This window comes from Vibrio campbellii CAIM 519 = NBRC 15631 = ATCC 25920, assembly GCF_002163755.1.
In the GTDB taxonomy this organism is placed as follows: domain Bacteria; phylum Pseudomonadota; class Gammaproteobacteria; order Enterobacterales; family Vibrionaceae; genus Vibrio; species Vibrio campbellii.
This window is the reverse complement of the sequence record NZ_CP015863.1, coordinates 3,229,186-3,253,249: the sequence shown is the minus strand read 5'-3', so window position 1 is coordinate 3,253,249 and position 24,064 is coordinate 3,229,186. Positions and strand designations below refer to the sequence as shown.

Here is a 24,064-nt window from a genome sequence, read left to right as displayed (position 1 = left end):
AACATCTAAGTACCCCGAGGAAAAGAAATCAACCGAGATTCCGAAAGTAGCGGCGAGCGAAATTGGATTAGCCCTTAAGCTTTTTATGCGTCAGGTGAAACTTCTGGAAAGTTGTGCGATACAGGGTGATAGCCCCGTAACCGGCAACGCATTTAAAGTGAAATCGAGTAGGGCGGGACACGTGATATCCTGTCTGAATATGGGGGGACCATCCTCCAAGGCTAAATACTACTGACTGACCGATAGTGAACCAGTACCGTGAGGGAAAGGCGAAAAGAACCCCTGTGAGGGGAGTGAAATAGAACCTGAAACCGTGTACGTACAAGCAGTAGGAGCACCTTCGTGGTGTGACTGCGTACCTTTTTTGTATAATGGGTCAGCGACTTATATTCAGTGGCAAGGTTAACCATCTAGGGGAGCCGTAGGGAAACCGAGTCTTAACTGGGCGTTCAGTCTCTGGATATAGACCCGAAACCAGGTGATCTAGCCATGGGCAGGTTGAAGGTTGAGTAACATCAACTGGAGGACCGAACCGACTAATGTTGAAAAATTAGCGGATGACTTGTGGCTAGGGGTGAAAGGCCAATCAAACCTGGAGATAGCTGGTTCTCCCCGAAAGCTATTTAGGTAGCGCCTCGGACGAATACTACTGGGGGTAGAGCACTGTTAAGGCTAGGGGGTCATCCCGACTTACCAACCCTTTGCAAACTCCGAATACCAGTAAGTACTATCCGGGAGACACACGGCGGGTGCTAACGTCCGTCGTGGAGAGGGAAACAACCCAGACCGCCAGCTAAGGTCCCAAATTACTACTAAGTGGGAAACGATGTGGGAAGGCTCAGACAGCCAGGATGTTGGCTTAGAAGCAGCCATCATTTAAAGAAAGCGTAATAGCTCACTGGTCGAGTCGGCCTGCGCGGAAGATGTAACGGGGCTAAGTAGTAAACCGAAGCTGCGGCAATGCACTTTAGTGCATTGGGTAGGGGAGCGTTCTGTAAGCGGTTGAAGTGTGTGTGGTAACGCATGCTGGACGTATCAGAAGTGCGAATGCTGACATGAGTAACGATAAAGGGGGTGAAAACCCCCTCGCCGGAAGACCAAGGGTTCCTGTCCAACGTTAATCGGGGCAGGGTAAGTCGACCCCTAAGGCGAGGCCGAAAGGCGTAGTCGATGGGAAACGGGTTAATATTCCCGTACTTCTTACAATTGCGATGGGGGGACGGAGAAGGCTAGGTGGGCCTGGCGACGGTTGTCCAGGTTCAAGTGCGTAGGCTGAGAGATTAGGTAAATCCGGTTTCTCTTAAGGCTGAGACACGACGTCGAGCTACTACGGTAGTGAAGTCATTGATGCCATGCTTCCAGGAAAAGCCTCTAAGCTTCAGATTGTAAGGAATCGTACCCCAAACCGACACAGGTGGTCGGTAGAGAATACCAAGGCGCTTGAGAGAACTCGGGTGAAAACTAGGCAAAATGGTACCGTAACTTCGGGAGAAGGTACGCTCTCGACGGTGAAGTCCCTTGCGGATGGAGCTATTGAGAGTCGCAGATACCAGGTGGCTGCAACTGTTTATTAAAAACACAGCACTGTGCAAAATCGTAAGATGACGTATACGGTGTGACGCCTGCCCGGTGCCGGAAGGTTAATTGATGGGGTTAGACTTCGGTCGAAGCTCTTGATCGAAGCCCCGGTAAACGGCGGCCGTAACTATAACGGTCCTAAGGTAGCGAAATTCCTTGTCGGGTAAGTTCCGACCTGCACGAATGGCGTAATGATGGCCACGCTGTCTCCACCCGAGACTCAGTGAAATTGAAATCGCTGTGAAGATGCAGTGTACCCGCGGCTAGACGGAAGACCCCGTGAACCTTTACTACAGCTTGGCACTGAACATTGACCCTACATGTGTAGGATAGGTGGGAGGCTTTGAAACTAGTACGCCAGTATTAGTGGAGCCGTCCTTGAAATACCACCCTTGTAGTGTTGATGTTCTAACGTCGACCCCTTATCGGGGTTGCGGACAGTGCCTGGTGGGTAGTTTGACTGGGGCGGTCTCCTCCCAAAGCGTAACGGAGGAGCACGAAGGTGGGCTAATCACGGTTGGACATCGTGAGGTTAGTGCAATGGCATAAGCCCGCTTGACTGCGAGAATGACAATTCGAGCAGGTGCGAAAGCCAGTCATAGTGATCCGGTGGTTCTGAATGGAAGGGCCATCGCTCAACGGATAAAAGGTACTCCGGGGATAACAGGCTGATACCGCCCAAGAGTTCATATCGACGGCGGTGTTTGGCACCTCGATGTCGGCTCATCACATCCTGGGGCTGAAGTCGGTCCCAAGGGTATGGCTGTTCGCCATTTAAAGTGGTACGCGAGCTGGGTTTAGAACGTCGTGAGACAGTTCGGTCCCTATCTGCCGTGGGCGTTGGAAGATTGAAGGGGGCTGCTCCTAGTACGAGAGGACCGGAGTGGACGAACCTCTGGTGTTCGGGTTGTGTCGCCAGACGCATTGCCCGGTAGCTAAGTTCGGAATCGATAACCGCTGAAAGCATCTAAGCGGGAAGCGAGCCCTGAGATGAGTCTTCCCTGATACTTTAAGTATCCTAAAGGGTTGTTCGAGACTAGAACGTTGATAGGCAGGGTGTGTAAGCGTTGTGAGGCGTTGAGCTAACCTGTACTAATTGCCCGTGAGGCTTAACCATACAACACCCAAGGGGTTTTGATGGACTCAAAGCAAGAACAAATTGAATGTGTAAGAACTGAAACAGCTTTCCGAATTAAAGAATTTGCTTGGCGACCATAGCGATTTGGACCCACCTGACTTCCATTCCGAACTCAGAAGTGAAACGAATTAGCGCCGATGGTAGTGTGGGGCTTCCCCATGTGAGAGTAGGACATCGCCAGGCTTTAATATCGCTTTTAGATAGATCTAAAGGCAAAACTAAGAATTAGCATCATTAGTGTAAGACTAAATTTTAGTAACAATTTGTGGAGAGATGGCTGAGTGGTTGAAAGCACCGGTCTTGAAAACCGGCATACGTTAATAGCGTATCTAGGGTTCAAATCCCTATCTCTCCGCCACTATTAAGAAGCCTCGCTAGAAATAGCGAGGCTTTTTCATTTCTGACGTTTGAGAATTAGACGGGATTTGCATTAAATCTCAAGTCAGTCGCGACTTAGGGTTAGTCGTCCTCGAACTCAGTCACTACAAAGAAAGCCTGTTGAGAAACCAACGGTTTTCGTCGTTTCTAGTGCTGGTAAATAAATGAAGTGACTTCCTAACCGAGTGCAGTTCCAAACTAGCGCTGCTGCTCTCCACTCAATAAGCTGTCCAGGGTTTAGCCGTACCTTGAGGCTTTCTATTTTCTTTGCCTTGTAGGGTTATAGAAACTGCCCTCTAGCGAAAGTGATTGAACTTTCCCCTTATTATTCCTCTCTATATCGACGCAGTGTTTCTTTTAACAAAAGAGCGTTTCTACTCACCTGTAGCAATCATGTGTATTAGAGCGTCTGAACGCCTTCTGATACTTGCTGTCGATTTGCTTTATCTTTTATTAACAAACGCTATCCAAGCGCAGTATGGGGCTCTCACATCGAATAAGTGCATAACATTACTCCTAGTTACTTCTTTGGTCATCACTACGCTTTACTGTGCTCTTGAAGGAGACTTTCCCTCCTAACCATTTAAAACCAATCGTTATGTCTTGCAGAAAGTGATTGCGGTTGCTTCACGTGCTTCTTAGTGACACGAAGAAGAGCAGCTTGGAATGAACGACATAAGCTTTGACGATTATTTCTAATCAGGTGCAGTCAGTAGAGGGAACTCTGCTCTTGGGGGAGTCAGTCGTACGATGATAGGGCATGAAAAATTGTAGGCAATAAAAAAGCCGACAGTAAACTGTCGGCTTTCTGCTTTCTGGGTCGCTTAGTTGTTTTGAACTAGCGTTAGCGCTTTACGAGAGACCTCGTGAGCCGCTTTTGTTAGGTTTTGCTTCTCTAGTGTGTCTGCTAGGTAAGCATAGTCAGAAACGTCTGAGCGAAGTTTTAGCGCAACCTCGAAGTGCTCTTGCGCTTCTTGCCATTTTTCCTGGCGGAAGAAGAAGTGCGCTAATGCACTTTGCGCCGCTGCGTTTTCTGGTTCACGCCTCAAGACACCTTCCAAGAATATGATGGCTGGGTGGCTATCCGGCAGGTTTAGCTCTGGCAGTAATTGGTAGAGCTCTGGTGTTGGGCTCTTCTTCAGTGCTTCTTTGATTACTGTGAATGCTTCGTTATCTGCTTTACGTGAGATGAGCTCGTGAGCAAAACAACCGATCAAATGAGCGTCTCTTTTTACCTTACGCGGCAGCCCGTTCCAGTGTGAGATAAGACTTCACTGCCTTGCTGCTGAGCCACTTCGTGTAGCAAGCCGCATTGTGCTTTCTGAATCAGTTCCGCTTGTTCTTCTCCGTTACCAGTTTGCTTTGCTTAGTTGAGGCATCAGATCGATCAGCGGTTGCCATAGCTTAAGCTGCATGTAAGTGGTTTTTAGCAGGTTAAGAACAATCGAGTTATTCGCGTACTGACCTTTCAGTGCTTGCAGTGTATCGAATGCAGATTCGAATTCGTTATCACGAATGAGCTGTTTCGCGCGAGTCAACTCTACCGCTAGGTGCGCGTTTGCTTGCTGGCTTGCCAGTTCTAGGTACTGGTCACGCTTCGCTTTGTCACCTTGACCTTGCGCAGCTTCTGAAGCCACTAAGTAACACAGAAGAGGCATATCGTGGTGGTTTGCCCAGCGTGTTACTTTCTTCTCTGCGCCTTTCCAGTCACCTTCAAGTAGCTTGATGATGCCTTCGTTGGTATAGCGACGAGAGCGCCGCATTTTGCGCACACTAAAGTAGTTCCAAGTGCTTGAGCTTGCATAAACCACTTTCTTGACCACGTATTCTAGGAAGAACAGCGCCGCCAAGGCAGCAATCACGAAGATCACTAGAGTGGTTACACTCATCTCAATGGTTTTGTTGGCAATTGAGATCAGGACGTAACCTTGCTGACCTGAGAATTGAGTGCCAACGAACAGACGGCACCAAGAACAACAAATAGGAAAATAAGACGAACCATTACTTATCCTCCGTACCTGTCATTGTGGTCACTTCACGACGTAGGCGTTCACGAATCACGTCAGAGAGTTGGTTTTGGCTTTCTAGCTTCGCAGGGTATTCAACTTGAATGTCTTGCTTGCTCAGTTGACTCAGTGTTTTGTTGAATTCTTTCACCGAGTTGTCGTCTTGGTTGAAGAATGCCATTGCCCACTTGTCTGCTGTTTCCAAAGAGGTGGCGTAGATTTCACCTTGCTCTTGATAAACCGCTTTAATTGCCGTCTCTAACTTCGCTTTGATGTTCTCTTTCAAGTAGAAGTGTTGTTGTGGTGACAATAGAGGGATTACGTTGCCGTCACGAGTGCGGAAGGTGATGAAGTTTTTGAGAAGTCTTTCAATGACGTCATCAGGGTTATCTTGCCAGTTTGCAATGTCTTCAGACACTTGTTGTTTCTCTACCGCAGCTGCTTCAGGTAGTAAAGCATTCGCAAGTGGCAGTTTGTCTACTTGCTGTTGTAGTGCAGTGAGGCGCAATACCAAGCCATCACGGTCTATTAAAGGAACAACACGCAGCTTAGTAATGTCGTTTGCCATGGCTTTACGCAGACCGACCAAGCTTGGGTCGTTCAGCGCTGCGATACGTTGGTCCGCGCTTTCCATCAATTGAGTAGCACTTTCTACGTCGTGCTCTAGGAACAATTTACGACCTGCCAGTTTTACTAGGTAGTCAGCTTCTGCCAGTAACCAGTCGTTTGGACGACGACCTTTCACATCAGCGACTGCCAGTTGCAGGCTTTCGATGCTCTTTTGTTGCTGACCCAGTACCACTTCTGCTTTGTGAGTGACTGTGGTCGCTTTTTCAATGGTTTCTTCTTTTACTTGGCTAAGCTCTTGCTTCATTGCTGATTGAGCTTGCTCCAGTTGGCTTTGCAGCTGAGCGATCTGAGTTTGGTATTCAGATTGCTGCTCAAGCATTTTGTAAGTGAGACCGCCACCAAAAATCAGTGATAAGACGATAGCGCCAGTACCCAGCTTGACGCCGCGTTTGCCTTGCTTCTCTTCAAATTCAACTTTGTTTGGTTGTTCTGGCTTGGTTGGCTCAGATTCCTTCTTAGGCGTGTCTTTTTCAGCTAGCGGTGCCGATGTGGTTTTTCGGAAAGGTTTTTATCGTTATTCTTTTGGTCGTTATTTTTACTTGTCATGCCTATATCCTGTGTAGCTAGGGCTGGAGAGCAGCCAGTAATTCTTGGTTGGATGCGCTTCCTGTGCACCTGACCTGAGTGAAGCCCCGTTGAATTGCGATGTCAGCGATTCGCTGACTGGGGATATACAACTCTTGTTGATTAAGCCAAGTCAATTGCTCTGACGTCAATTGGCTGCACAAATAATCCAGTTGTTCACCACTGGTGACGATAATCTGGTCGATTTGTTGGGTTTTCCATAGTGAGACACAGCTTACTGGATCGAATGGGATAAATTCTCTCTTATAGTCTCACTATAGTGAACTTTTGCTCCACGTCTCACCAATGCATCTTTTATCAGCTCTCTACCGCCGTTGCCACGGAGGATCAGAACTGTTTGTTTTTCTACATTGTTTAGCTCGGGTAGCTGCAACAAGTGCTCACTATCACTGACTTGTGGATAGTGTACTTTTTGTTGGGTACATTTGCTTAAATAGTGTGCTGTTTTTTGACCAACGGCAAGGTATACAGCCTGCTTAGACCATGATTTAGCCTGGTTCTGCAAGATTTGCTCCGCGCATTGCACCGCATGCTGGCTAACAGCAATGATGATTTGAGCGGTTTCAATGTATTTGGAGAGTTGTGTGTCGCTGAGATCGGCGACGATGTCGATCAGAGGGTGATGAATTGCAGTTTTGCCGTGCCTTTCGAGCAGAGAGCAAAGCGCCGCGCCTTGCTCTCCCGGACGAGTGACCAACACTGCCATGATTATTCGTGGTCTGCGTACAGTTTGGTTAGGATGTCGCGCGCACCGTTTTCAAGTAGCTCGTTAGCCAGTTGAACACCGAGTGCTTCGGCATCGTTGCGGTGACCACGAATTTCACCACGCACAATTAGGCTGCCGTCTGGTTCACCAACCAGTGCGCGTAGCCAAATGCTGTCACCATCAGTAGTGAGTAGCTACCGATTGGCACCTGACAGCCGCCTTTCAAGGGTGAGGTTCATCGCGCGCTCACAGCGTACGCGATCTGCCGTATCTTGGTGGTTTAGTGGCTCAAGCAGCTTAAGTAGACGCTCGTCATCCACACGACACTCAATACCCACCGCACCTTGGCCTACTGCTGGTAGCGATTGCTCTGGCTCGATAAAGCTACGGATGCGCTCTTCTAGCTCAAGGCGTTTCAGACCTGCTGCAGCAAGAATGATCGCGTCGTATTCACCTGCATCTAGTTTTCCTAGGCGAGTACCTACGTTGCCACGCAGCTCTTTGATAACTAGGTCTGGGCGGTATTCTTTTAACTGACACTGGCGACGCAGGCTACAAGTACCTACAACTGCGCCTTGTGGCAGTTCATCAATGTTGTTGTAAGTGTTAGAAACGAAGGCATCACGTGGGTCTTCACGCTCACAAATCGTCACCAAGCCAAGACCTTCAGGGAAGTCTACTGGTACATCTTTCATTGAGTGCACCGCAAGGTCTGCACGACCTTCAAGCATTGCCACTTCTAGCTCTTTAACGAACAGGCCTTTACCACCAACTTTGGCTAGAGGCGTATCCAAAATGATGTCGCCTTTGGTCACCATAGTGACGAGTTCTACTTCCAAACCTGGGTGAGCGGCTTGAAGTGCGTCTTTTACAAAGTGTGCTTGCCATAGGGCAAGAGGACTTTTTCGAGTTGCAATGCGAATTGGCGTAGATTGTGTCATGGTCTTCTCAATGCTGTTTTAGTTTTGCCTAATCCTACCACTCAACGCGTGAAAATCTTAATGTTAGTTAGTCTTCTCTGAGCGCCATGAATGGAATTACATAACGTTATGGAAATAGTGTGACTGGATTCTCATTTAGACTAAGGACTATTATTAGTTATAGGCGAATACAAGCGACACTACTGCGCTATCAATTTTTGCGACTAGTGTGGGTTTTTAGACCACAACTATTTGCAGGGAAATCTTTACCAACCCTGATGAAAGTGTTAAATTGATCACGTTTTTAATCCGTTTTGGTTTAAAACATCAGCAGATTTTCGTGATTGTTCAACCAAGGAACTTCCCTTGCAGGCTTACACCCAAAAACTTATTCAGCGATTAGATAACCTGAACCAGCAACGAATCGACCGTGCGCTGGCGCTTATGGATTCGCAAAGCCAGCAAGTCTTCCACTTGATTCCTGCCTTGTTGAACTACAACCATCCTGTTATTCCCGGCTACTACGATGCAGACGTCCCTTATGGTGTGTTTGGTCTAGCTGAACGAACTCCAACAACGATTCCTTGATGATACTCAACTGACGATTGGTCAACGCTTAAGACAGCAGAGCAACCTGCGATCTTAGGTTTGTACACCATGGGCAGTACCTCTTCGATTGGTCAAAGTACCTCAAGTGATTTGGATATTTGGGTGTGTATCTCACCGGAGATGGATAACGACCAACGTGAACTGCTGACCAATAAATGCTTGCTGATCACTGACTGGGCACAAAGCCAAGGTGTAGAAGCGAACTTCTTCTTAATGGATGAAGAGCGTTTTCGTAGCAACCGTTCGGAAGAGATGACCGGCGATAACTGTGGTTCTTCTCAGCATTTATTATTGCTGGATGAGTTCTACCGTTCTGCGGTACGTCTAGCTGGACAGCGTTTGTTGTGGCAAATCGTGCCACCAGAAATGGAAGAGTGTTACGACGAGTACGTTGCACAGCTTTGTAAAGATGGCTACATCAATTGTGATGAGTGGATCAACTTTGGTCAGCTTAACCGCATTCCTGCTGAAGAGTACTTCGGTTCGAACTTATGGCAGCTGTACAAGAGTATCGATTCCCCTTACAAGTCCGTGTTGAAAGCGATCTTGCTTGAAGCTTACTCGTGGGAATACCCGCACACACAACTTCTTAGTATCGACACTAAGCGTCGCTTCTTTGCCCACGAGCCGGACTTGTACGGCATGGATGCGTACTACTTGATGCTAGAGAAAGTAACGCGTTACCTAGAGCGAATCCAAGACGACACTCGTTTGGATTTAGTTCGTCGTTGTTCTTACTTAAAACCCATGAAAAGCTGTCTCGTGAACCAGATGTAGGCTCGGTAGCTTGGCGTCGTGAAGCTTTGAGCGACATGATTGCGAAATGGGATTGGGATGAAGCGGTACTGGCGGAGCTCGACGATCGTCGTAACTGGAAAGTAGAGCAAGTGAAAGTAGTGCCATGCACTGCTGGATGCTTTGATGCAAAGCTACCGTAACTTGATTCAGTTTGCGCGTCGTAATGACATTACCTCGGCGATCAGCCCGCAAGACATTAGTATTCTTGCCCGTAAGCTGTACGCGGCATTCGAAGTGCTGCCGGGGAAAGTTACCTTGCTTAACCCTCAGATCTCGCCAGATTTGCACGAGCCCGACTTGAGCTTCATTGAAGTAAAAGAGGGCGGGGTGAACAAGTCAGGTTGGTATTTGTACAAGCAACCACTGATTGCGCACCGTATTCTTGGTCAACCTTGTCTTGAGCACCATGAGTACTTGAGTAAGTTGGTTTCTTGGCGTTCTTCAACGGTTTGATTACCGAGTCAACACGTTTGCACGCGGTGGTGCGTGAAGCGCAGTTAGACATCGATAAGTTCTACCAAATGGTGAGTGACCTACGTAATACCTTCTCGTTACGTAACCGTCGTCCATCGATGCAAGCATTGGGTAGCCCGTGCGAAATTAGTCAGATGGCGATGTTCATCAACTTTGAAAATGACCCAACGGCAGAGCTGTCAGGTCGCTCACTCAAAGTGGACGTGAAGAACACCGATATCTTCAGTTTTGGTCCTGAGCATATTAATTTGGTCGGCAGTGTTGATTTGGTTTATCGCAACTCATGGCACGAAGTGCGTACTCTTCACTTCAAAGGCGAAACCGCGATGCTAGATGCGTTGAAGACCATCCTTGGCAAAATGCACCAAGATGCGATTCCGCCAGAGTCGGTGGATGTGTTCTGCTACGCGAAGAACATGCGTGGCGTGATGCGCAATATGGTTTACCAGCTGTTAGCTGAGTGTATCGACTTACGTTTGAAGCCAGTTGAACCAAGAGAAACGCCGTCGCTTTAAAGCCATGCGTCTTGCTAATCAAACTTACGGTTTGTTCTTTGAGCGTCGTGGTGTATCGGTTCAGAAGCTGGAAAACTCGGTCGACTTCTACCGCAGCATTTCAACCAATAAGCTGAAAGGCTCACCGTTGTTGATGTTGGATCGTGAGCAAGAGTATCAACTACCAGAAGTAGTGGATGGCTTTGCCAGTGAAGGTTTGGTGCAGTTCTTCTTTGAAGACACCGACGATGGTTTTAACATCTACGTATTGGATGAATCAAACCAAGTTGAGGTTTACCACCAGTTTAGTGGCTCTAAAGATGAAATGATTGCGTCAGTGAACAGCTTCTACACCTCGGTGAAAGACGACAGTCGTGTATCGTCGAAGTTTATTAACTTTAACTTGCCGCAGTACTATCAAATTATTCATCCGGAAGAAGGGAATACCTACATTATCCCTTATCGCAACCGATGGTTGCACGCCAACCCGCCCAACCAAAGCGGTGAATGCATAAAACGACCAACAAAAAAGAGCACCTCAGTGCTCTTTTTTCGTTTAGGTGACTGGTCGTCACGAGACTCTTTGGCTTATACCCAATCGATCGCTTCACCAGCGTGCTTTTCGCCACTCTTCTTTCACCATTTCAAATAGTTCCATGCCCGTTTTAGAGCAAGTCCATTTGTTATCCACCAGCTTGAAGTGGAAGCCGCCAGACTTCGACGCCAACCAGATTTCATGCATTGGCTCTTGGCGGTTAATGATGATTTGGCTGCGGTCTTCAAACTCTAATGTCATTACGTTGCCAGTGACTTCGTAATCAATGTCTGCGCCTGATTCATCGATGGATTCTTCGATGTTTTGCATCTGCGCATCCACCAGTTGATGAAATTCAGTATCGTTCATCCGTCTATCCTATTGCTTTTCCTGAGTGTGGTGCGATTATAGGGGGCATTGGTTTAATAATCACGATATGCAAAATGAAAAAATTACTTACGGTGTTGTTTGTGATGGTTGCAGCGACACTTGCTGGTTGCGGTCAATCAGGTTCACTTTACATCCCAGATGACGCTCAGCAGAAACGAGCAGTCACAATAATTAGCCACCCTTAGGGTGAAATCAGGGTTTAGCAGTCGAATTAATTAAGGGAAGCAAATTTTGGATTACTTCAACTATCAGGATGATGGCCCAGCTTTGGGCCGAAGACGTCTCACTCCAAGCTCTTGCCGAGCAACATGGCACTCCTCTTTATGTTTACTCACGTGCAACGTTAGAGCGTCACTGGAATGCGTTTGACAGCGCAGTGGGTCAGCATCCTCATCTTGTTTGTTATGCAGTAAAAGCAAACTCAAACCTTGGCGTATTGAATGCACTGGCTCGTTTGGGCTCAGGCTTGATATCGTATCAGGTGGTGAGCTTGAGCGTGTTATCGCGGCTGGCGGTGATGCGAAGAAGGTGGTGTTCTCGGGTGTTGGCAAAACACCAGCAGAGATGAAACGCGCACTGGAACTGGGCATTAAATGCTTCAACGTGGAATCAGAGCCTGAGCTTGAGCGCTTGAATAAAGTCGCGGGCGAGCTGGGTGTGGTTGCACCGATTTCTCTACGAATTAACCCTGACGTAGACGCAAAAACGCACCCTTACATTTCGACTGGTCTGCGTGATAACAAATTTGGTATCGCTTTTGACCGTGCGCCTGCGGTATATAAATTTGCTCAGAGCCTGCCAAACCTCAACGTGCAAGGCATCGACTGCCACATTGGCTCTCAGCTGACTGAGATTGAACCTTTCATCGACGCTACAGATCGTCTGTTAGCACTGATTGATGACTTAAAAGCGCAAGGCATCAACATTCGTCACTTGGACGTTGGTGGTGGTCTAGGCGTAGTATATCGTGATGAATTGCCACCACAGCCTTCAGACTATGCGAAAGCACTGTTAGGTCGTCTTGAGAACCATCAAGATCTTGAACTGATTTTCGAACCAGGCCGTGCGATTGCAGCCAACGCCGGTATCTTGCTAACGCGTGTGGAATTCCTAAAACACACTGAGCACAAGAACTTTGCGATTATCGATGCGGCGATGAACGATTTAATGCGTCCTGCGCTATACCAGGCATGGCAAGATATTGTCCCGGTTTCACCGCGTGGAGGTGAAGCACAGACTTACGACTTAGTCGGTCCTATCTGTGAAACGGGCGATTTCTTGGGTAAAGATCGAGCACTAGTGCTGCAAGAAGGTGATCTACTCGCGGTTCGCTCTGCAGGCGCCTATGGTTTTTGTGATGTCTTCGAACTACAATACTCGTACCCGAGCGGCGGAAGTGATGGTGGATGGCAACCAAAGCCACCTTGTTCGCCAGCGTGAGGAGCTGACCAGTTTGTGGCAGCTGGAACAGATTCTACCGGAGTAACACACAACAAATGCATTTCCACTTTTCCAAAATGCACGGTTTGGGCAACGACTTTATGGTCGTCGACTGCATCACCCAGAACGTGTTTTTCTCGCAAGATTTGATCCGTCGTTTGGCGGATCGTCACACGGGCGTTGGTTTTGACCAATTGCTCGTGGTTGAAGCGCCTTATGATCCAGAAACTGACTTCCACTACCGCATTTTTAATGCCGATGGCAGTGAAGTTGAGCAGTGTGGTAATGGCGCTCGCTGTTTCGCGCGTTTCGTCCGTTTGAAAGGTTTGACTAACAAATACAGCATCAGCGTCAGCACCAAGAAGGGTAAGATGACTCTTGATGTCGAAGACGATGGTGAAGTTACGGTGAACATGGGTGAGCCTGAGTTCGAGCCGAGCAAGATCCCTTTTAAAGCGAAGCAGAAAGAGAAAACCTACATCATGCGCACAGGCGACAAAACCCTGTTCTGTGGTGCGGTGAGCATGGGTAACCCGCATGTGGTGACCGTGGTCGACGATGTGGATACGGCAGAAGTGGAAACACTCGGCCCGCTATTAGAATCACACGAACGCTTCCCTGAGCGTGTGAACGCAGGCTTTATGCAGATCGTGGATCGCAACAACATCCGTTTGCGCGTGTATGAGCGTGGTGCGGGGTGAAACCCAAGCTTGTGGTAGCGGTGCCTGTGGTGCGGTTGCGGTTGGCATCTTGCAAGGTCTACTGGACGAGAATGTGAAAGTTTCACTTCCGGGCGGTGACTTGCGCATCTCTTGGCAAGGTCCAGGTAAACCATTGTTTATGACTGGCCCAGCAACACACGTATTTGATGGTCAATTGTCGTGCTAGTTGAAGAGCAAGAAAACCAAATCTCAGAAGTTGAAGCGGATGCGCTGACTGCGGAAGTCGTTGCTCAGTATTTAAAAAGACCATCCAGACTTCTTCGTTCAACGCCCAGAATTGGTCGATCGCCTCTCTCTACCTCATGCAGATTTAGGCGCGGTCTCGTTGGTTCATATTCAAATGAACCGTCAGCGCCAGCGAATTGAAGAGCTGGAAGAAGAGATCACCACACTGATGTCTTTGGCAGCGAACAACGATCGCACCTTCTACGAGTTCATGGATCTGCAAGGGCAAATCCTTAAGTGTGGTGATTTCAAGCAAGTCATCAGCACCATTGAACTCAAAGCCAAAGACCTTGGTTTGAAGGCGTATGTGCGTCTATTGAGCCAGTGTGATGCTACGACTCAATTGAGTAAGGAAAGTTACCAACGTTTTGCTACCAACCACTTAAACGGTAAAGAGGCTTACTTAGGTCGTCTGCGTAAAGTGGATCGCGAAGCGTTGTTTGGGGATATGGACGTTCCAGAAATGGGTTCCTATGTGGTGTTACCGCTTGTGAAAAAACAGACGCTTGGCGTACTGGCGTTTTCTAGCGAGGATGGCGGTCATTTCCAACCAGATATGGATACCTTGTTTTTGCGTCACCTATCCTTAGTAGTGGCACATCTCGCTCAAACATTGGTATGGCAAAGTCACGATGACGACAACTCCCAATACTCCTCTGCCAAATAGTCTTCAAAAGCCTCTTGAACGCTTCTACGAATTCCTGCGAAGCGAAAAGGGGCTTAGCCTGCACACCCAACGCAACTACAAACAACAATTGGAAACCATGGCTCACCACTTGGCTGAGATGGGGTTGAAAGATTGGTCGCAAGTCGATGCGGGTTGGGTGCGTCAATTGGCAGGTAAAGGCATGCGTGAAGGCATGAAAGCCAGCAGCTTAGCGACGCGCTTATCTTCTCTACGCAGCTTTTTCGATTTCCTGATCCTACGTGGAGAAATGTCAGCGAACCCAGCCAAAGGGGTTTCGGCGCCACGTAAGCAGCGCCCACTGCCGAAAAACCTCGATGTGGATGAAGTAAACCAACTGCTCGAAGTGAACGAAGACGACCCGCTAGCGGTGCGCGATCGTGCCATGATGGAGCTCATGTACGGCGCTGGTCTGCGTTTGGCAGAGCTGGTAAGTGTCGATGTGCGTGATGTTCAGCTACGCAGTGGCGAATTACGAGTGATTGGTAAAGGTGACAAAGAACGTAAAGTGCCGTTCTCTGGTATGGCAACTGAATGGGTTGGCAAGTGGTTGCGTGTCCGTGGTGACCTAGCCGCGCCGGGTGAACCTGCACTGTTTGTTTCCAAGCTGGGTACACGAATCTCACATCGCAGTGTGCAAAAGCGTATGGCGGAGTGGGGGCAGAAACAGTCCGTTGCGAGCCACATAAGCCCGCACAAACTGCGTCACTCGTTTGCAACCCATATGTTGGAATCGAGCAACAACCTACGTGCAGTGCAAGAGCTATTGGGGCACGAAAATATTTCTACTACCCAAATCTACACCCACTTGGATTTCCAACATTTAGCGCAAGCTTATGATCAGGCACACCCGAGAGCGCGTAAGAGAAACGACGACAAGTCGGACTAACCCAAGGAATCCCATGAAATTCTACCGCCGTATCGCGCCTGTAAAGGCGATGACGTTTGACCTTGATGACACCCTCTATGACAACTACCCGGTGATAGTTCGTATGGAGCGTGAGTTGCTATCTTGGCTTAAACACCATCATACGGCGATCGCTCACATGGATAAAGCCGATTGGTTTGCGCTCAAACAAAGTGTTCTACAGCAGCAACCAGAGTTGAAGAGTGATGTCACTCTGTGGCGCTTAGTGCAACTTAAGCAAGCCTTCTCCCAAGTTGGTTACGATGACGATGCAGCACATTCTGCCGCCCAAGCCGCCGGTAGAGGTTGCTTTGGATTGGCGTAACCGTTTTGAGGTGCCACAGCAAAGCCTCGATGTACTTGCTCAACTGGGGCAAGAAATCCCGCTGGTGGCGATCACTAACGGTAATGTGGATTTAGATAGAATAGGGCTTACACCTTATTTCCAACAAGTGTTTAAAGCAGGACCGGATGGCAGCGCGAAGCCAGCACCAGATATGTTCACCAAAGCGCAGCAGTTTCTAGACTTACCAAGTGAGCACATTCTTCATGTTGGCGATCATCTGGTGACGGATGTTCAAGGTGCAAAACTCTCGGGTTTTGCCGCATGCTGGTTTAATGATATGAATAAAAATGTCATTAATAAGGAAAAAACACGAACCTTACCTGATGTTGAAATCAATAGCTTGCAATCGTTGCTTACGCTTTTGTAATCGCTTTCGCATTAATCCATTCAATCTTACCCCTGACCCTAGCAAAGCCACGTAAAGCCACGTAAATTACTCTCATAACAGTAAAATAACAAAAGTACTTTTCATGTATTTTGGCTTGATGACGGCAGTGGTAGGGTAAATGCGAGCATTCTCTCAACTGGTTCAAAATGTGGATCAGCTTAATGATTTTTTAGTCACTTATCGGTGTTGTGCGGATAAACGTTATTTGGTGCAACTACTATCTACACAATCACGCGATACTGCAACAGAACTCGCTCGGGCAATTCTAGAAAGACTGCCTGATACCCATATCATTGGGCACAGTACGCGCCATGTTATTCTAGAAGGTGAAATTTTCAACCATGGCTGCTTAGTGTGTGTGATGGAGTTTAATCAAACCACACTTACTTCCGCGGTTCAGCATTATTCCTTCTCGCCAGATATTGATGGCTACGACCTCAAGCAAGCCTTAGAACTGCAAGATAGCTCCAAAGCCATTATCAGCTTTTCTGTCCAAATCGAACGACGTGACTACCCCGTGTATCGAGTATTTAATCCTGAAGGTCCGACGGTTTCTGGCGGTTTGGCTCAAGCGATTGATGATGGTTGCTGGGTCCTACATCAAGACCAAGTTTATGATGAAGCGGTTGTGGCGGTTGCTTTACATAGTGACAGCTTGAAGGTGTGGACCAGTGCGTATTCCGAGTGGAACCCTATCGGCATGCCTCATAAGGTGACTCATGCCAAAGGCACGCGCTTGTATAGCTTGGGAGAACTTAAAGCACTTGATGTTTACAAGCACTACCTTGCTGATGGGCACGACCTGACGCTTAATCAGCTGCTGAATTTCCCACTTTATCGCGAATCCATTGGGCGCAAAGAGGTGTGTGCGGTGACCGAGATTCATCCCGATGGCAGCATGAGTTTCGACCGTCCTTGGTGTCTGGGTGATGAAGTACAGTTTTGCTACAACCATCCTTCTTTAACTCTGGAGCAAGTGCGCCATGGGGTGGTAGAGCTTGCTATGCACCAGCCTGAAGCGGTGATGATTTATAACTGCGCATCACGACTCGATTATATTGATAGCAGCGATGAAGTCCGTGCCTTTGCTGATATCTCTAGTACGGCCGGTAGTTACTGCATGGGTGAACTGCATGGTGGGAATGATCATCAAGACATTCTGCACCACAGCCTGACTTACCTTGCGATGCGTGAAGGGGATGAAGTTGACGAGATCAACTTGCCCACACAGGAAATGACTGCTTCGATTTCACCGTTATTTAGTCTGATACGCAATGCGATAGGTGACCTAAATAGCATGAATGTGCACATGGGCTATCAGCTCGACCGCCAAGCGAAGAAGCTAGAAAAAAGTTTTCGTCGAGATAGCCGCACAGGTTTACAAAACCGCGTTGCGCTGCAAGAGCGCTTAATCACCATTAATGCCGATGAGCATCTACTGACACTTAAACTTCTTAATTTCAGCCATATCAACGAAAAGTACGGCTATCGCGTTGGCGACCAACTGTTGAAAGACTTGTCGATGCACTTTAGCAATCGGCTACGTAAACGTCTTGGTAAACCTGCCGCGCTGCAACTCTATAGCATTGGTGTGGGTGAGTGGGCATTCTTATTTAAAGCTGACACTAGCAGTGAGGCGATCAAGCAACACTTTACTCGCTTTGCTGACGCGGTTGAGCAAACCAACTTTGAGCCAAGTGGCTTACGAGACATTGACTACCTCTCGATTTCATTGTGTGGTGGTTTAGTTAGTCGTCGTGATTTTCCAACCGCATCGCCGGATGAATTGCTGCTCAAAGGCATTGAAGCGCGAAGAGCTGGGGTGCGAAGTAATACTCACATCTGTAATGCCAAAGACATTGAGGTCAATGAAGACGTGCGAAAAGAGCAGTTGGGTTGGTTGAGCTGTGTGAGCCGCGCCATTCTCAAACAGAACATCATTACCTACAGTCAGCCAATTGTGCACGCTTACAACCATCGTCCCGCGAGCCAAGAGTGTTTGGTGCGTATCATCGAAGAGGATGGCAGCATCATTGCGCCGGGGCGTTTCTTACCTATCATTTCTGATACGCATTTGTACACACGTTTGAGCCGCCACATGATCCGTTCAACGCTGAATTACATGAAGGACAAACAAGGCGACTTCTCAATTAATTTGTCTCCTCAGGATTTACTCAGCGATAAAACCTTGATGTTGCTTGAACATGCCATTACCCAGCTTAACGACCCAAGACGGATTGGTTTGGAAGTGTTGGAGTCGGAACAGATTAAAGACTACGGCCGAATGATTGAGGTGTGCAGCCACTTTAGAAATTTAGGGGCTCGCATTATTGTTGATGACTTTGGTTCGGGTTACTCCAATATTGATGAGATTCTCAAGTTAGAACCTGAAGTGATTAAGCTCGATGGCAGTTTGATTCGCTACATCGACAAAGACCAAAAACAGCGCAAGATTGCTTCGCAGTTAGTGCGTTTGTGTCAGGTGTTTAATGCCAAGACCGTCGCGGAGTTCGTGCACAATAAAGAGGTGTGCGACATTGCGCAGGACATGGGTGTGGACTATCTGCAAGGTTATTACTTAGGTGAACCGACACGTTTGTTTTAATGTGCTTTGCTCTAATTATGCTTAAGTGCCCTGGAGTTTTGTTTCACGTGAAACAGCAGCCAATAAAAAACGCAGCGTTAAAGCTGCGTTTTTTGATGCTTAAGAGCGCTAGGCTTTGAACTCATGACCACTTTTCTCGGCTTGGAAACGAGGAAGGTATTGCTCGAAGAACGCTAGCATCTGTAGCTGGTTTTGCTCTTCAGCAAGCTGTCCGAGCAATTGAGCAGCAACTTCAAAAGTACATAAGTTGCCTTCTTGTTGATTGCGGCGCAGTTGATACTGGGAATCGGCTTGAGTGGCTAAGCCCATCATCGCGATACCTTCTAGCCATCGGCTTTTATTGATCATTTTGCGCGCTTCTTGCCAAGTTGCATCAACAATGATGTACAGCGGTTGTCTGTTTTGTTGATTACTTTTTTGCTGCACTTGTTCAAGCGTCAAGCTCTCTTCACTAGGGAATAGCAGTACTGGCAGCAAGCTCGGGTTAGCGAGCGTTTCTAATAACTCCGCTGGTGGCGCTTTTCGGTCCCAAACGACTTGACTGACATTCAGTTGGCACTGAGCGAGCAGTTTGCCAGTGTTAGTATCGCGCGTCAGTTCATTAGGGTGCATCAACAGCATCAGCGAGTGTTCACTGCATAACTTAGGCAGCAGTGAACAGATGCAGTTGAACTGGAAGCCACAATGTGGACAAGGCTGCGCCATTACAAGCGCACTCCATCACGAACAGGGCTAATACCATCTGAGAACAAACGCACGCCGCTGACTTGTTCTTTGCTCGCTTTTGGCGCCAAGCTTGGGTTGATTGGGTAACTTACGCCAGTGTATTGCATCACGTGTTGGCTAGGTGTTGCACCGCCGCCGCTCACATTGAAAATCAGATCTCGCCAACCGTGTGAAGTTTGTTGACCGAGCATGATTGGACTTTGCACTAGCGTCATACGGCTATTGAAACGCCACTCTTTCTCGTGGTTTTCGAATATCAGCAGAGTACAACCGCCAGAGCCACACCAATCAAGTTGCACCAGTAATTCTTCATCACCATCGCCATTCAGATCATAGGTCAGCCAACGGTATTGGTTATTGCTTGGGTTGGTTTGATTAATGAAAAAGTAGTTTCGCACCGCCGCATCCACTTTTGAATTAAATTCGGCACTGGATGGCACATCAGCTGCACCAATTGGATCGTTGTTGCGCTCGGCTGCTGGTTGTTCTGTGCCCGAGTTACGCACTGTTGCTGGGTATAGCACTAAACCGCCATCAGCAATGTGATAAACCAAATTGCCCACTTTCTCTTTGACTGCTTTCAGCTGGTTGCCTTCGCGAGTAAACAGGCGCTCGGTCATCAAGCGTTGTTGCTGATGGTGAGTCATCAATACTTGGACTTGCGATGGGCTCAGTTGTTGCCAGTAGCCGCGTTCAATCAATGGCGGTTGCCCGTCTGAATAGCTGTATTTGGTGATGGCACTGTGGTCGCTATTGAGTGTCATCTGTACTTCGAAGCCTTGCGATTGGGTCGACGTCGCGACGTAAGTGTTCACCCACTCGAGTGTTGAATCTACGTTGGCCGCCATACCGCAACCTTGATAGGTTTTATCGCCATGCTCCACTGTTGCCTTCCAGCCGTAGAGAGAGTTGCTCATGGTGTCTGAACACAAGTTCTCGGTCATGCGCAGTTCGCCGTCATTCAGTTGGTATGTTCGCTGACGAGGTTGCAGTTTGCTGCTGTCGATTTCGAGTGTTTGTGTCGACTTACCCATTTGCTGGAACTTGAGTGTGTTGCCTTCAAAGCTGGCTGACCATGATGGCTCGTTACCGAAAACTCGTGTTGGTTTACTGGTTTGTTTACAGCGTTGTGGGTTTTCTGTGGCGAGGAAGTTTACTTGTTCTACTACGAAGTTTGCGTCGAAGTCTGCAGAGAAACCATCAACACCAGGTGGATTGAGGTGACCAATCACTTCTCCATACATGGTTTGATAAGGCTGATTGGTTAATGCGATGGCTCTTTGCACCTGTTGTGGTGACAGTTGCAGCCAGTATTGTTTGTCGCTACCACAAGGTGCGATGTACTGGCTTTCATGCCCAATCACGACTTCACCACGCAGCATAAAGGTTTGAGGTAAGATGGTTTCTGGCTTATCTAAGGACGCAGGCGGAGTCGTTGGTGTGTCTGCATCGGACTGCTGTGGTTGCATGCTACATGCTTGCAGGACCAGCAGTGTGGCTAATGCCACTGGGTTTTTCAAAGCCTTCATGTTATATCTTCCTCATTACTCAATCTGCATCGGATGGCATTATGGCATATTGGTTATTTAAAACAGAACCAGATACCTTTTCTATTGACACGCTTCGAACCCAAAAGGTTTCATGTTGGGAGGGAGTTCGTAATTATCAGGCGCGCAATATGATGCGTGACCAAGTTAAATTGGGCGACTTGGTGCTGATTTACCACTCTTCTTGCAAGAACGTGGGTGTGGCAGGTATTGCCAAAGTGACCCGTGAAGCGTATCCCGATCATTTCCAGTTTGACCTAGAGAGCGATTATTACGACCCAAAATCTGACCCAGAAAATCCGCGTTGGATAATGGTGGATATCGAGTTTGTACGTAAGACTGAGCGCTTGATTCCGTTGTCAGTCATGAAGGCGATGCCAGAGCTAGAAAACATGCCACTGGTGAGACGCGGCAATCGCTTATCGATCATGCCGGTGAGCGAAGAAGAGTGGCAAGCAATCCTCGGCAAAGAGAAGCTGCCGAGTCAGCGATAAAAGAAAAAGGGCTGCATAGTGCAGCCCTTTGTGATTTTGTCGATAATCCGCTGTTAATAGCTAATACAGGTTATAGCAGTTGATCTTGCAGGTAATGTGCAACCGCATCGTCGGCGTTGCTGCCGATCACTTCATTGTTTGGTAGTGCTTTCATCACTTTCTCGTGAGAGGTGCCCATCACCAAGCCTTTACCCGCCATCGATAACATTTCTACATCGTTCATGCCGTCACCAAAGGCGATGGTGTTTTCCAGTGTTAGACCAATAGACTCTGCGACTGCCTTCAACGCATCACCTTTAGAAACGCCAGCGCTCATCACTTCCAGACACCAAGGTGTTGAGAATGCGATGTTTAGTCGATCGCCAAACTGTTCACGTAGCTTAGTTTCGAAGGTAACAAGATGTTCATGGTCTTGCGCTGGATGGGTGAAGAAGATTTTCGCAATGCCGTCAATTGGTGCGTTGTCTTGATCGTACAACTTGTAAGAGAACTCTTCGTGGAAATCACGCAGTTGTTCGTCGTCTTTGTTTAGCAACCAGTCGTCGTTTTGATACATGTGGATAAGTATTTCAGGATCCGTTTTGATCGTGTCGATCACTGGCTGAACCAAATCTTCCGGTACGTTCTGGCTGTACATCTCTTGATCATTCTGGTCGTGCACACGTGCACCATTCGAAGTAATCATGTAAGCCGGAATACCTACCGTGCGACGAATGCTTGCGACGTCTACGTGGTGGCGACCCGTTGCAAAGACAAATGTGTAGCCTTGTTCATGCAGCGCTTTTAGCGTCTCTTTCGAGTAAGCGCTTAGCTGGTGGTTTGGTGCGAGTAAAGTGCCATCCAGATCTGAGGCAACGATTTTGGTGATCTCTTTGCAAGGTAGCGATGTGCTCATGAAGCCCTCGTAAACGGTTCGGATAGAGTGGAACAGGTTGATTGCACACGGAGCGCAGTAGATTGACTAGGTCGTACTGATCCGAGTGCGGGGAACATGATGAAGTTTACGCCAAAATAAGGAGGAAAAAGAGGGTAAATCGCAGACCTCGTATTTCCTCTTTAATTTATTTTATGCGCTTTGAGCACGCATAAAGGAAAAGATAGCGTCCAGAGCTTGGTTACGATACTGGTCTTTTTCGAACAAAATTTCGTGCTCTGCACCAGCAATCGAAACTAGGCTGGCATTAGGGTTGGTCTTACTTAGCTTATCGATAAAGCGTTGCTGCGCGGCGTTACTCACGATGCGATCGTTGCCTGACTGAACCAATAAAACCGGAACTTTAATTTGGCGTGTCAGCAAAATACATTGCTTGGCAGCCATTAAACCTTGCCAAACCCAGCGGGTGCTTGGCCCACCGACTTGCAGCTCGGGTTTGTCACGGTATAAACCACGGAACCAATGATAACGATCGTAGCTTTGGCTAAGTGGGTTATCTTCAAACGGTTTTGGGTAGTATTCTTTATGACCCGGCGCGTAGCTTGGCTTTGTCGAGACTGCCGCTAAGATTTGGCTGACCGGAATCGCGATAGGGCTGAGATACCAAGGTAGGTTGATACCAAACATTGGGGAACTCAGAATCAAACCATCAAAGTTGTGTTCTGGATGCGTTTGCAGGTAGCGCGTAGCGATTGCGCCACCCATTGAGTGAGCAATGATAAAACGCTGTTGGTATCCGCTTAAATCAAGCTGTTGCAGCACCAATTCCATATCTTCAATGTAGTCATTAAAGTCATAGACGTGACCCATGTCTGAGTCTGGAATTAGGCGATCTGATAAACCTTGTCCTCGATGATCAAACGAATACACGTCATAACCTTGTCGATACAGATCATAGAACAGTTCTTGGTATTTCCAGGAAGCTTCAATGCGACCGTTGACGATCAGCACGGCTTTTGTGTGCTCAGGATTGGTGAGTTTGCACCAGTAGATTTTCTTTTTCTCTGTCCCTTTTACAAAGCCTTCTTGGCGCTCTTGCCAAAGTGCTGCGATCGGACCACCTATTGCTTGCTCAAATAAAGTCTCTTGAGTATAAGTCAAAGGTGAATGGTTAATAGCCATTAGTCGATTACCTGAAGATACGTTGCTTACGCGATGTATCATCGAAGAATTATTGAGGAAATGCAATGGATACCCACGTTTGGTTAGCCTATGTGGTAACAGCAATCGTTTTTAGTCTGGCTCCGGGATCTGGTACCGTCAACTCAATCAGTAATGGTTTGAGTTACGGCACGCGCAAGTCATTAGGTGCTATCGTTGGTTTACAAATCGGTTTGGCGATTCATATTGCTCTGGTTGGTGCTGGCATTGGCGCGTTGGTGGCGCAATCGGCAACTGCATTTACCGTGATTAAGTGGGTGGGTGCGGCTTACCTTGTGTGGCTTGGCATTCAAAAGTGGCGTGATACGTCTGGTTTAGTTGCAACCGAAAGCCACAAAGCGATGTCAGGCACTTCTCTGTTGTACAAAGCCATTCTTATTAACCTGACAAACCCAAAATCGATCGTCTTCTTGGTGGCACTGTTTCCACAGTTTATCGATCCAGCGAAAGACCAGCTGACTCAGCTGTTGGTTTTGGGTGTGACTACAGTGACCATTGATGCGTTTGTGATGCTGGGTTACACCAGTTTAGCTGCACAAATGGGACGTTTTATTCGCTCAGATAAGATCATGGGCAAAATTAATAAAGTATTCGGTTCAATGTTCATGGGTTGTGGTGCATTATTAGCGGCAGCTAAGTAACA

At 47.8% G+C, this 24,064-nt stretch carries 9 protein-coding genes, 1 tRNA gene, 2 rRNA genes and 12 pseudogenes; 15 read left to right on the top strand and 9 right to left on the bottom strand.

Annotation, left to right across the window (positions count from 1 at the left end):
- From A8140_RS00005 to A8140_RS15660, 3 genes are all read left to right on the top strand, one after another.
- Positions 1-2,695, top strand: a 23S ribosomal RNA gene (locus A8140_RS00005).
- A gap of 87 nt (positions 2,696-2,782) precedes the next feature.
- Positions 2,783-2,899: ribosomal RNA gene (gene rrf / locus A8140_RS15665) — 5S ribosomal RNA — on the top strand.
- A gap of 84 nt (positions 2,900-2,983) precedes the next feature.
- Positions 2,984-3,074, top strand: a tRNA-Ser gene (locus A8140_RS15660).
- 844 nt (positions 3,075-3,918) lie between these two features.
- Here A8140_RS15660 and A8140_RS15655 read toward each other — a convergent pair.
- The 4 genes and pseudogenes from A8140_RS15655 to hemC all read right to left on the bottom strand — a co-directional run bounded on the left by A8140_RS15655 (position 3,919) and on the right by hemC (position 7,962).
- Positions 3,919-5,096, bottom strand: a pseudogene (locus A8140_RS15655) (heme biosynthesis HemY N-terminal domain-containing protein).
- Complete coding sequence (locus A8140_RS15650; protein ID WP_418369046.1) at positions 5,096-6,049, bottom strand: uroporphyrinogen-III C-methyltransferase; 954 nt, start codon at positions 6,047-6,049, stop codon at positions 5,096-5,098. The pseudogene A8140_RS15655 and the gene A8140_RS15650 overlap by 1 nt, the downstream one beginning before the upstream one ends.
- A 244-nt stretch (positions 6,050-6,293) precedes the next feature.
- Positions 6,294-7,021, bottom strand: a pseudogene (locus tag A8140_RS15645) (uroporphyrinogen-III synthase).
- Between the two features lie 2 nt (positions 7,022-7,023).
- A pseudogene (gene hemC / locus A8140_RS15640) lies at positions 7,024-7,962 on the bottom strand (hydroxymethylbilane synthase).
- 345 nt (positions 7,963-8,307) lie between these two features.
- Between hemC and A8140_RS25810 the strand changes: the two are divergent.
- The 3 pseudogenes from A8140_RS25810 to A8140_RS25800 all read left to right on the top strand — a co-directional run.
- Positions 8,308-9,488, top strand: a pseudogene (locus A8140_RS25810) (class I adenylate cyclase).
- Positions 9,472-10,337 (top strand): annotated as a pseudogene (locus A8140_RS26005) (class I adenylate cyclase). The pseudogenes A8140_RS25810 and A8140_RS26005 overlap by 17 nt, the downstream one beginning before the upstream one ends.
- A 4-nt stretch (positions 10,338-10,341) precedes the next feature.
- A pseudogene (locus A8140_RS25800) lies at positions 10,342-10,722 on the top strand (class I adenylate cyclase); the annotation flags it as partial.
- 182 nt (positions 10,723-10,904) lie between these two features.
- Here the strand turns inward: A8140_RS25800 and cyaY are convergent.
- Positions 10,905-11,220: pseudogene (cyaY, locus tag A8140_RS15630) on the bottom strand (iron donor protein CyaY).
- 74 nt (positions 11,221-11,294) lie between these two features.
- On the opposite strand from cyaY, the pseudogene lptM reads away from it, so the two are divergent.
- From lptM to A8140_RS15595, 7 genes and pseudogenes are all read left to right on the top strand, one after another.
- Positions 11,295-11,412 (top strand): annotated as a pseudogene (lptM, locus tag A8140_RS26000) (LPS translocon maturation chaperone LptM).
- A gap of 60 nt (positions 11,413-11,472) precedes the next feature.
- Positions 11,473-12,727, top strand: a pseudogene (lysA, locus tag A8140_RS15620) (diaminopimelate decarboxylase).
- Positions 12,728-12,737: 10 nt separating this feature from the next.
- Positions 12,738-13,569 (top strand): annotated as a pseudogene (gene dapF, locus A8140_RS15615) (diaminopimelate epimerase).
- Between the two features lie 20 nt (positions 13,570-13,589).
- Positions 13,590-14,295 (top strand): annotated as a pseudogene (locus A8140_RS15610) (DUF484 family protein).
- A complete protein-coding gene (gene xerC, locus A8140_RS15605; RefSeq protein WP_005533635.1) occupies positions 14,261-15,202 on the top strand; it encodes a tyrosine recombinase XerC in 942 nt (313 codons plus the stop codon). Before A8140_RS15610 ends, xerC begins: the two are co-directional and overlap by 35 nt.
- Positions 15,203-15,215: 13 nt before the next feature.
- Positions 15,216-15,933, top strand: a pseudogene (gene yigB, locus A8140_RS15600) (5-amino-6-(5-phospho-D-ribitylamino)uracil phosphatase YigB).
- Between the two features lie 139 nt (positions 15,934-16,072).
- Complete coding sequence (locus tag A8140_RS15595; protein ID WP_005533639.1) at positions 16,073-18,559, top strand: bifunctional diguanylate cyclase/phosphodiesterase; 2,487 nt, start codon at positions 16,073-16,075, stop codon at positions 18,557-18,559.
- Positions 18,560-18,667: 108 nt separating this feature from the next.
- Here the strand turns inward: A8140_RS15595 and A8140_RS15590 are convergent, their stop codons facing one another.
- Both A8140_RS15590 and A8140_RS15585 read right to left on the bottom strand, forming a co-directional pair.
- Positions 18,668-19,264 (bottom strand): tRNA-uridine aminocarboxypropyltransferase, encoded by a 597-nt coding sequence (locus A8140_RS15590; RefSeq protein ID WP_005533641.1) that lies wholly within the window; start codon positions 19,262-19,264, stop codon positions 18,668-18,670.
- Positions 19,264-20,814, bottom strand: a complete 1,551-nt coding sequence (locus tag A8140_RS15585) for a COG3650 family protein (protein ID WP_005533644.1) — start codon at positions 20,812-20,814, stop codon at positions 19,264-19,266. Before A8140_RS15585 ends, A8140_RS15590 begins: the two co-directional genes overlap by 1 nt.
- Before the next feature lie 41 nt (positions 20,815-20,855).
- On the opposite strand from A8140_RS15585, the gene A8140_RS15580 reads away from it, so the two are divergent.
- Positions 20,856-21,326 (top strand): EVE domain-containing protein, encoded by a 471-nt coding sequence (locus A8140_RS15580; RefSeq protein ID WP_005533646.1) that lies wholly within the window; start codon positions 20,856-20,858, stop codon positions 21,324-21,326.
- Positions 21,327-21,396: 70 nt separating this feature from the next.
- Here the strand turns inward: A8140_RS15580 and A8140_RS15575 are convergent, their stop codons facing one another.
- Entirely contained in the window at positions 21,397-22,221 is an 825-nt protein-coding gene (locus A8140_RS15575) for a Cof-type HAD-IIB family hydrolase (protein WP_005533648.1), read from the bottom strand.
- Between the two features lie 171 nt (positions 22,222-22,392).
- Entirely contained in the window at positions 22,393-23,382 is a 990-nt protein-coding gene (locus tag A8140_RS15570; protein WP_005533650.1) for an alpha/beta fold hydrolase, read from the bottom strand.
- Positions 23,383-23,447: 65 nt separating this feature from the next.
- On the opposite strand from A8140_RS15570, the gene rhtB reads away from it, so the two are divergent.
- On the top strand, positions 23,448-24,062 hold the full coding sequence (gene rhtB, locus A8140_RS15565; protein WP_005430372.1) for a homoserine/homoserine lactone efflux protein: 615 nt from the start codon (positions 23,448-23,450) through the stop codon (positions 24,060-24,062).
- The last annotated feature ends 2 nt before the right edge of the window (positions 24,063-24,064 follow it).

Excerpts from the sequence above, each read along its gene's own strand:
- A8140_RS15650 (WP_418369046.1), bottom strand. The coding sequence starts at position 6,049 with ATGCTTGAGCAGCAATCTGAATACCAAACTCAGATCGCTCAGCTGCAA.
- xerC (WP_005533635.1), top strand. The coding sequence starts at position 14,261 with ATGACGACAACTCCCAATACTCCTCTGCCAAATAGTCTTCAAAAGCCT.
- A8140_RS15595 (WP_005533639.1), top strand. The coding sequence starts at position 16,073 with ATGCGAGCATTCTCTCAACTGGTTCAAAATGTGGATCAGCTTAATGAT.
- A8140_RS15590 (WP_005533641.1), bottom strand. The coding sequence starts at position 19,264 with ATGGCGCAGCCTTGTCCACATTGTGGCTTCCAGTTCAACTGCATCTGT.
- A8140_RS15585 (WP_005533644.1), bottom strand. The coding sequence starts at position 20,814 with ATGAAGGCTTTGAAAAACCCAGTGGCATTAGCCACACTGCTGGTCCTG.
- A8140_RS15580 (WP_005533646.1), top strand. The coding sequence starts at position 20,856 with ATGGCATATTGGTTATTTAAAACAGAACCAGATACCTTTTCTATTGAC.
- A8140_RS15575 (WP_005533648.1), bottom strand. The coding sequence starts at position 22,221 with ATGAGCACATCGCTACCTTGCAAAGAGATCACCAAAATCGTTGCCTCA.
- A8140_RS15570 (WP_005533650.1), bottom strand. The coding sequence starts at position 23,382 with ATGGCTATTAACCATTCACCTTTGACTTATACTCAAGAGACTTTATTT.
- rhtB (WP_005430372.1), top strand. The coding sequence starts at position 23,448 with ATGGATACCCACGTTTGGTTAGCCTATGTGGTAACAGCAATCGTTTTT.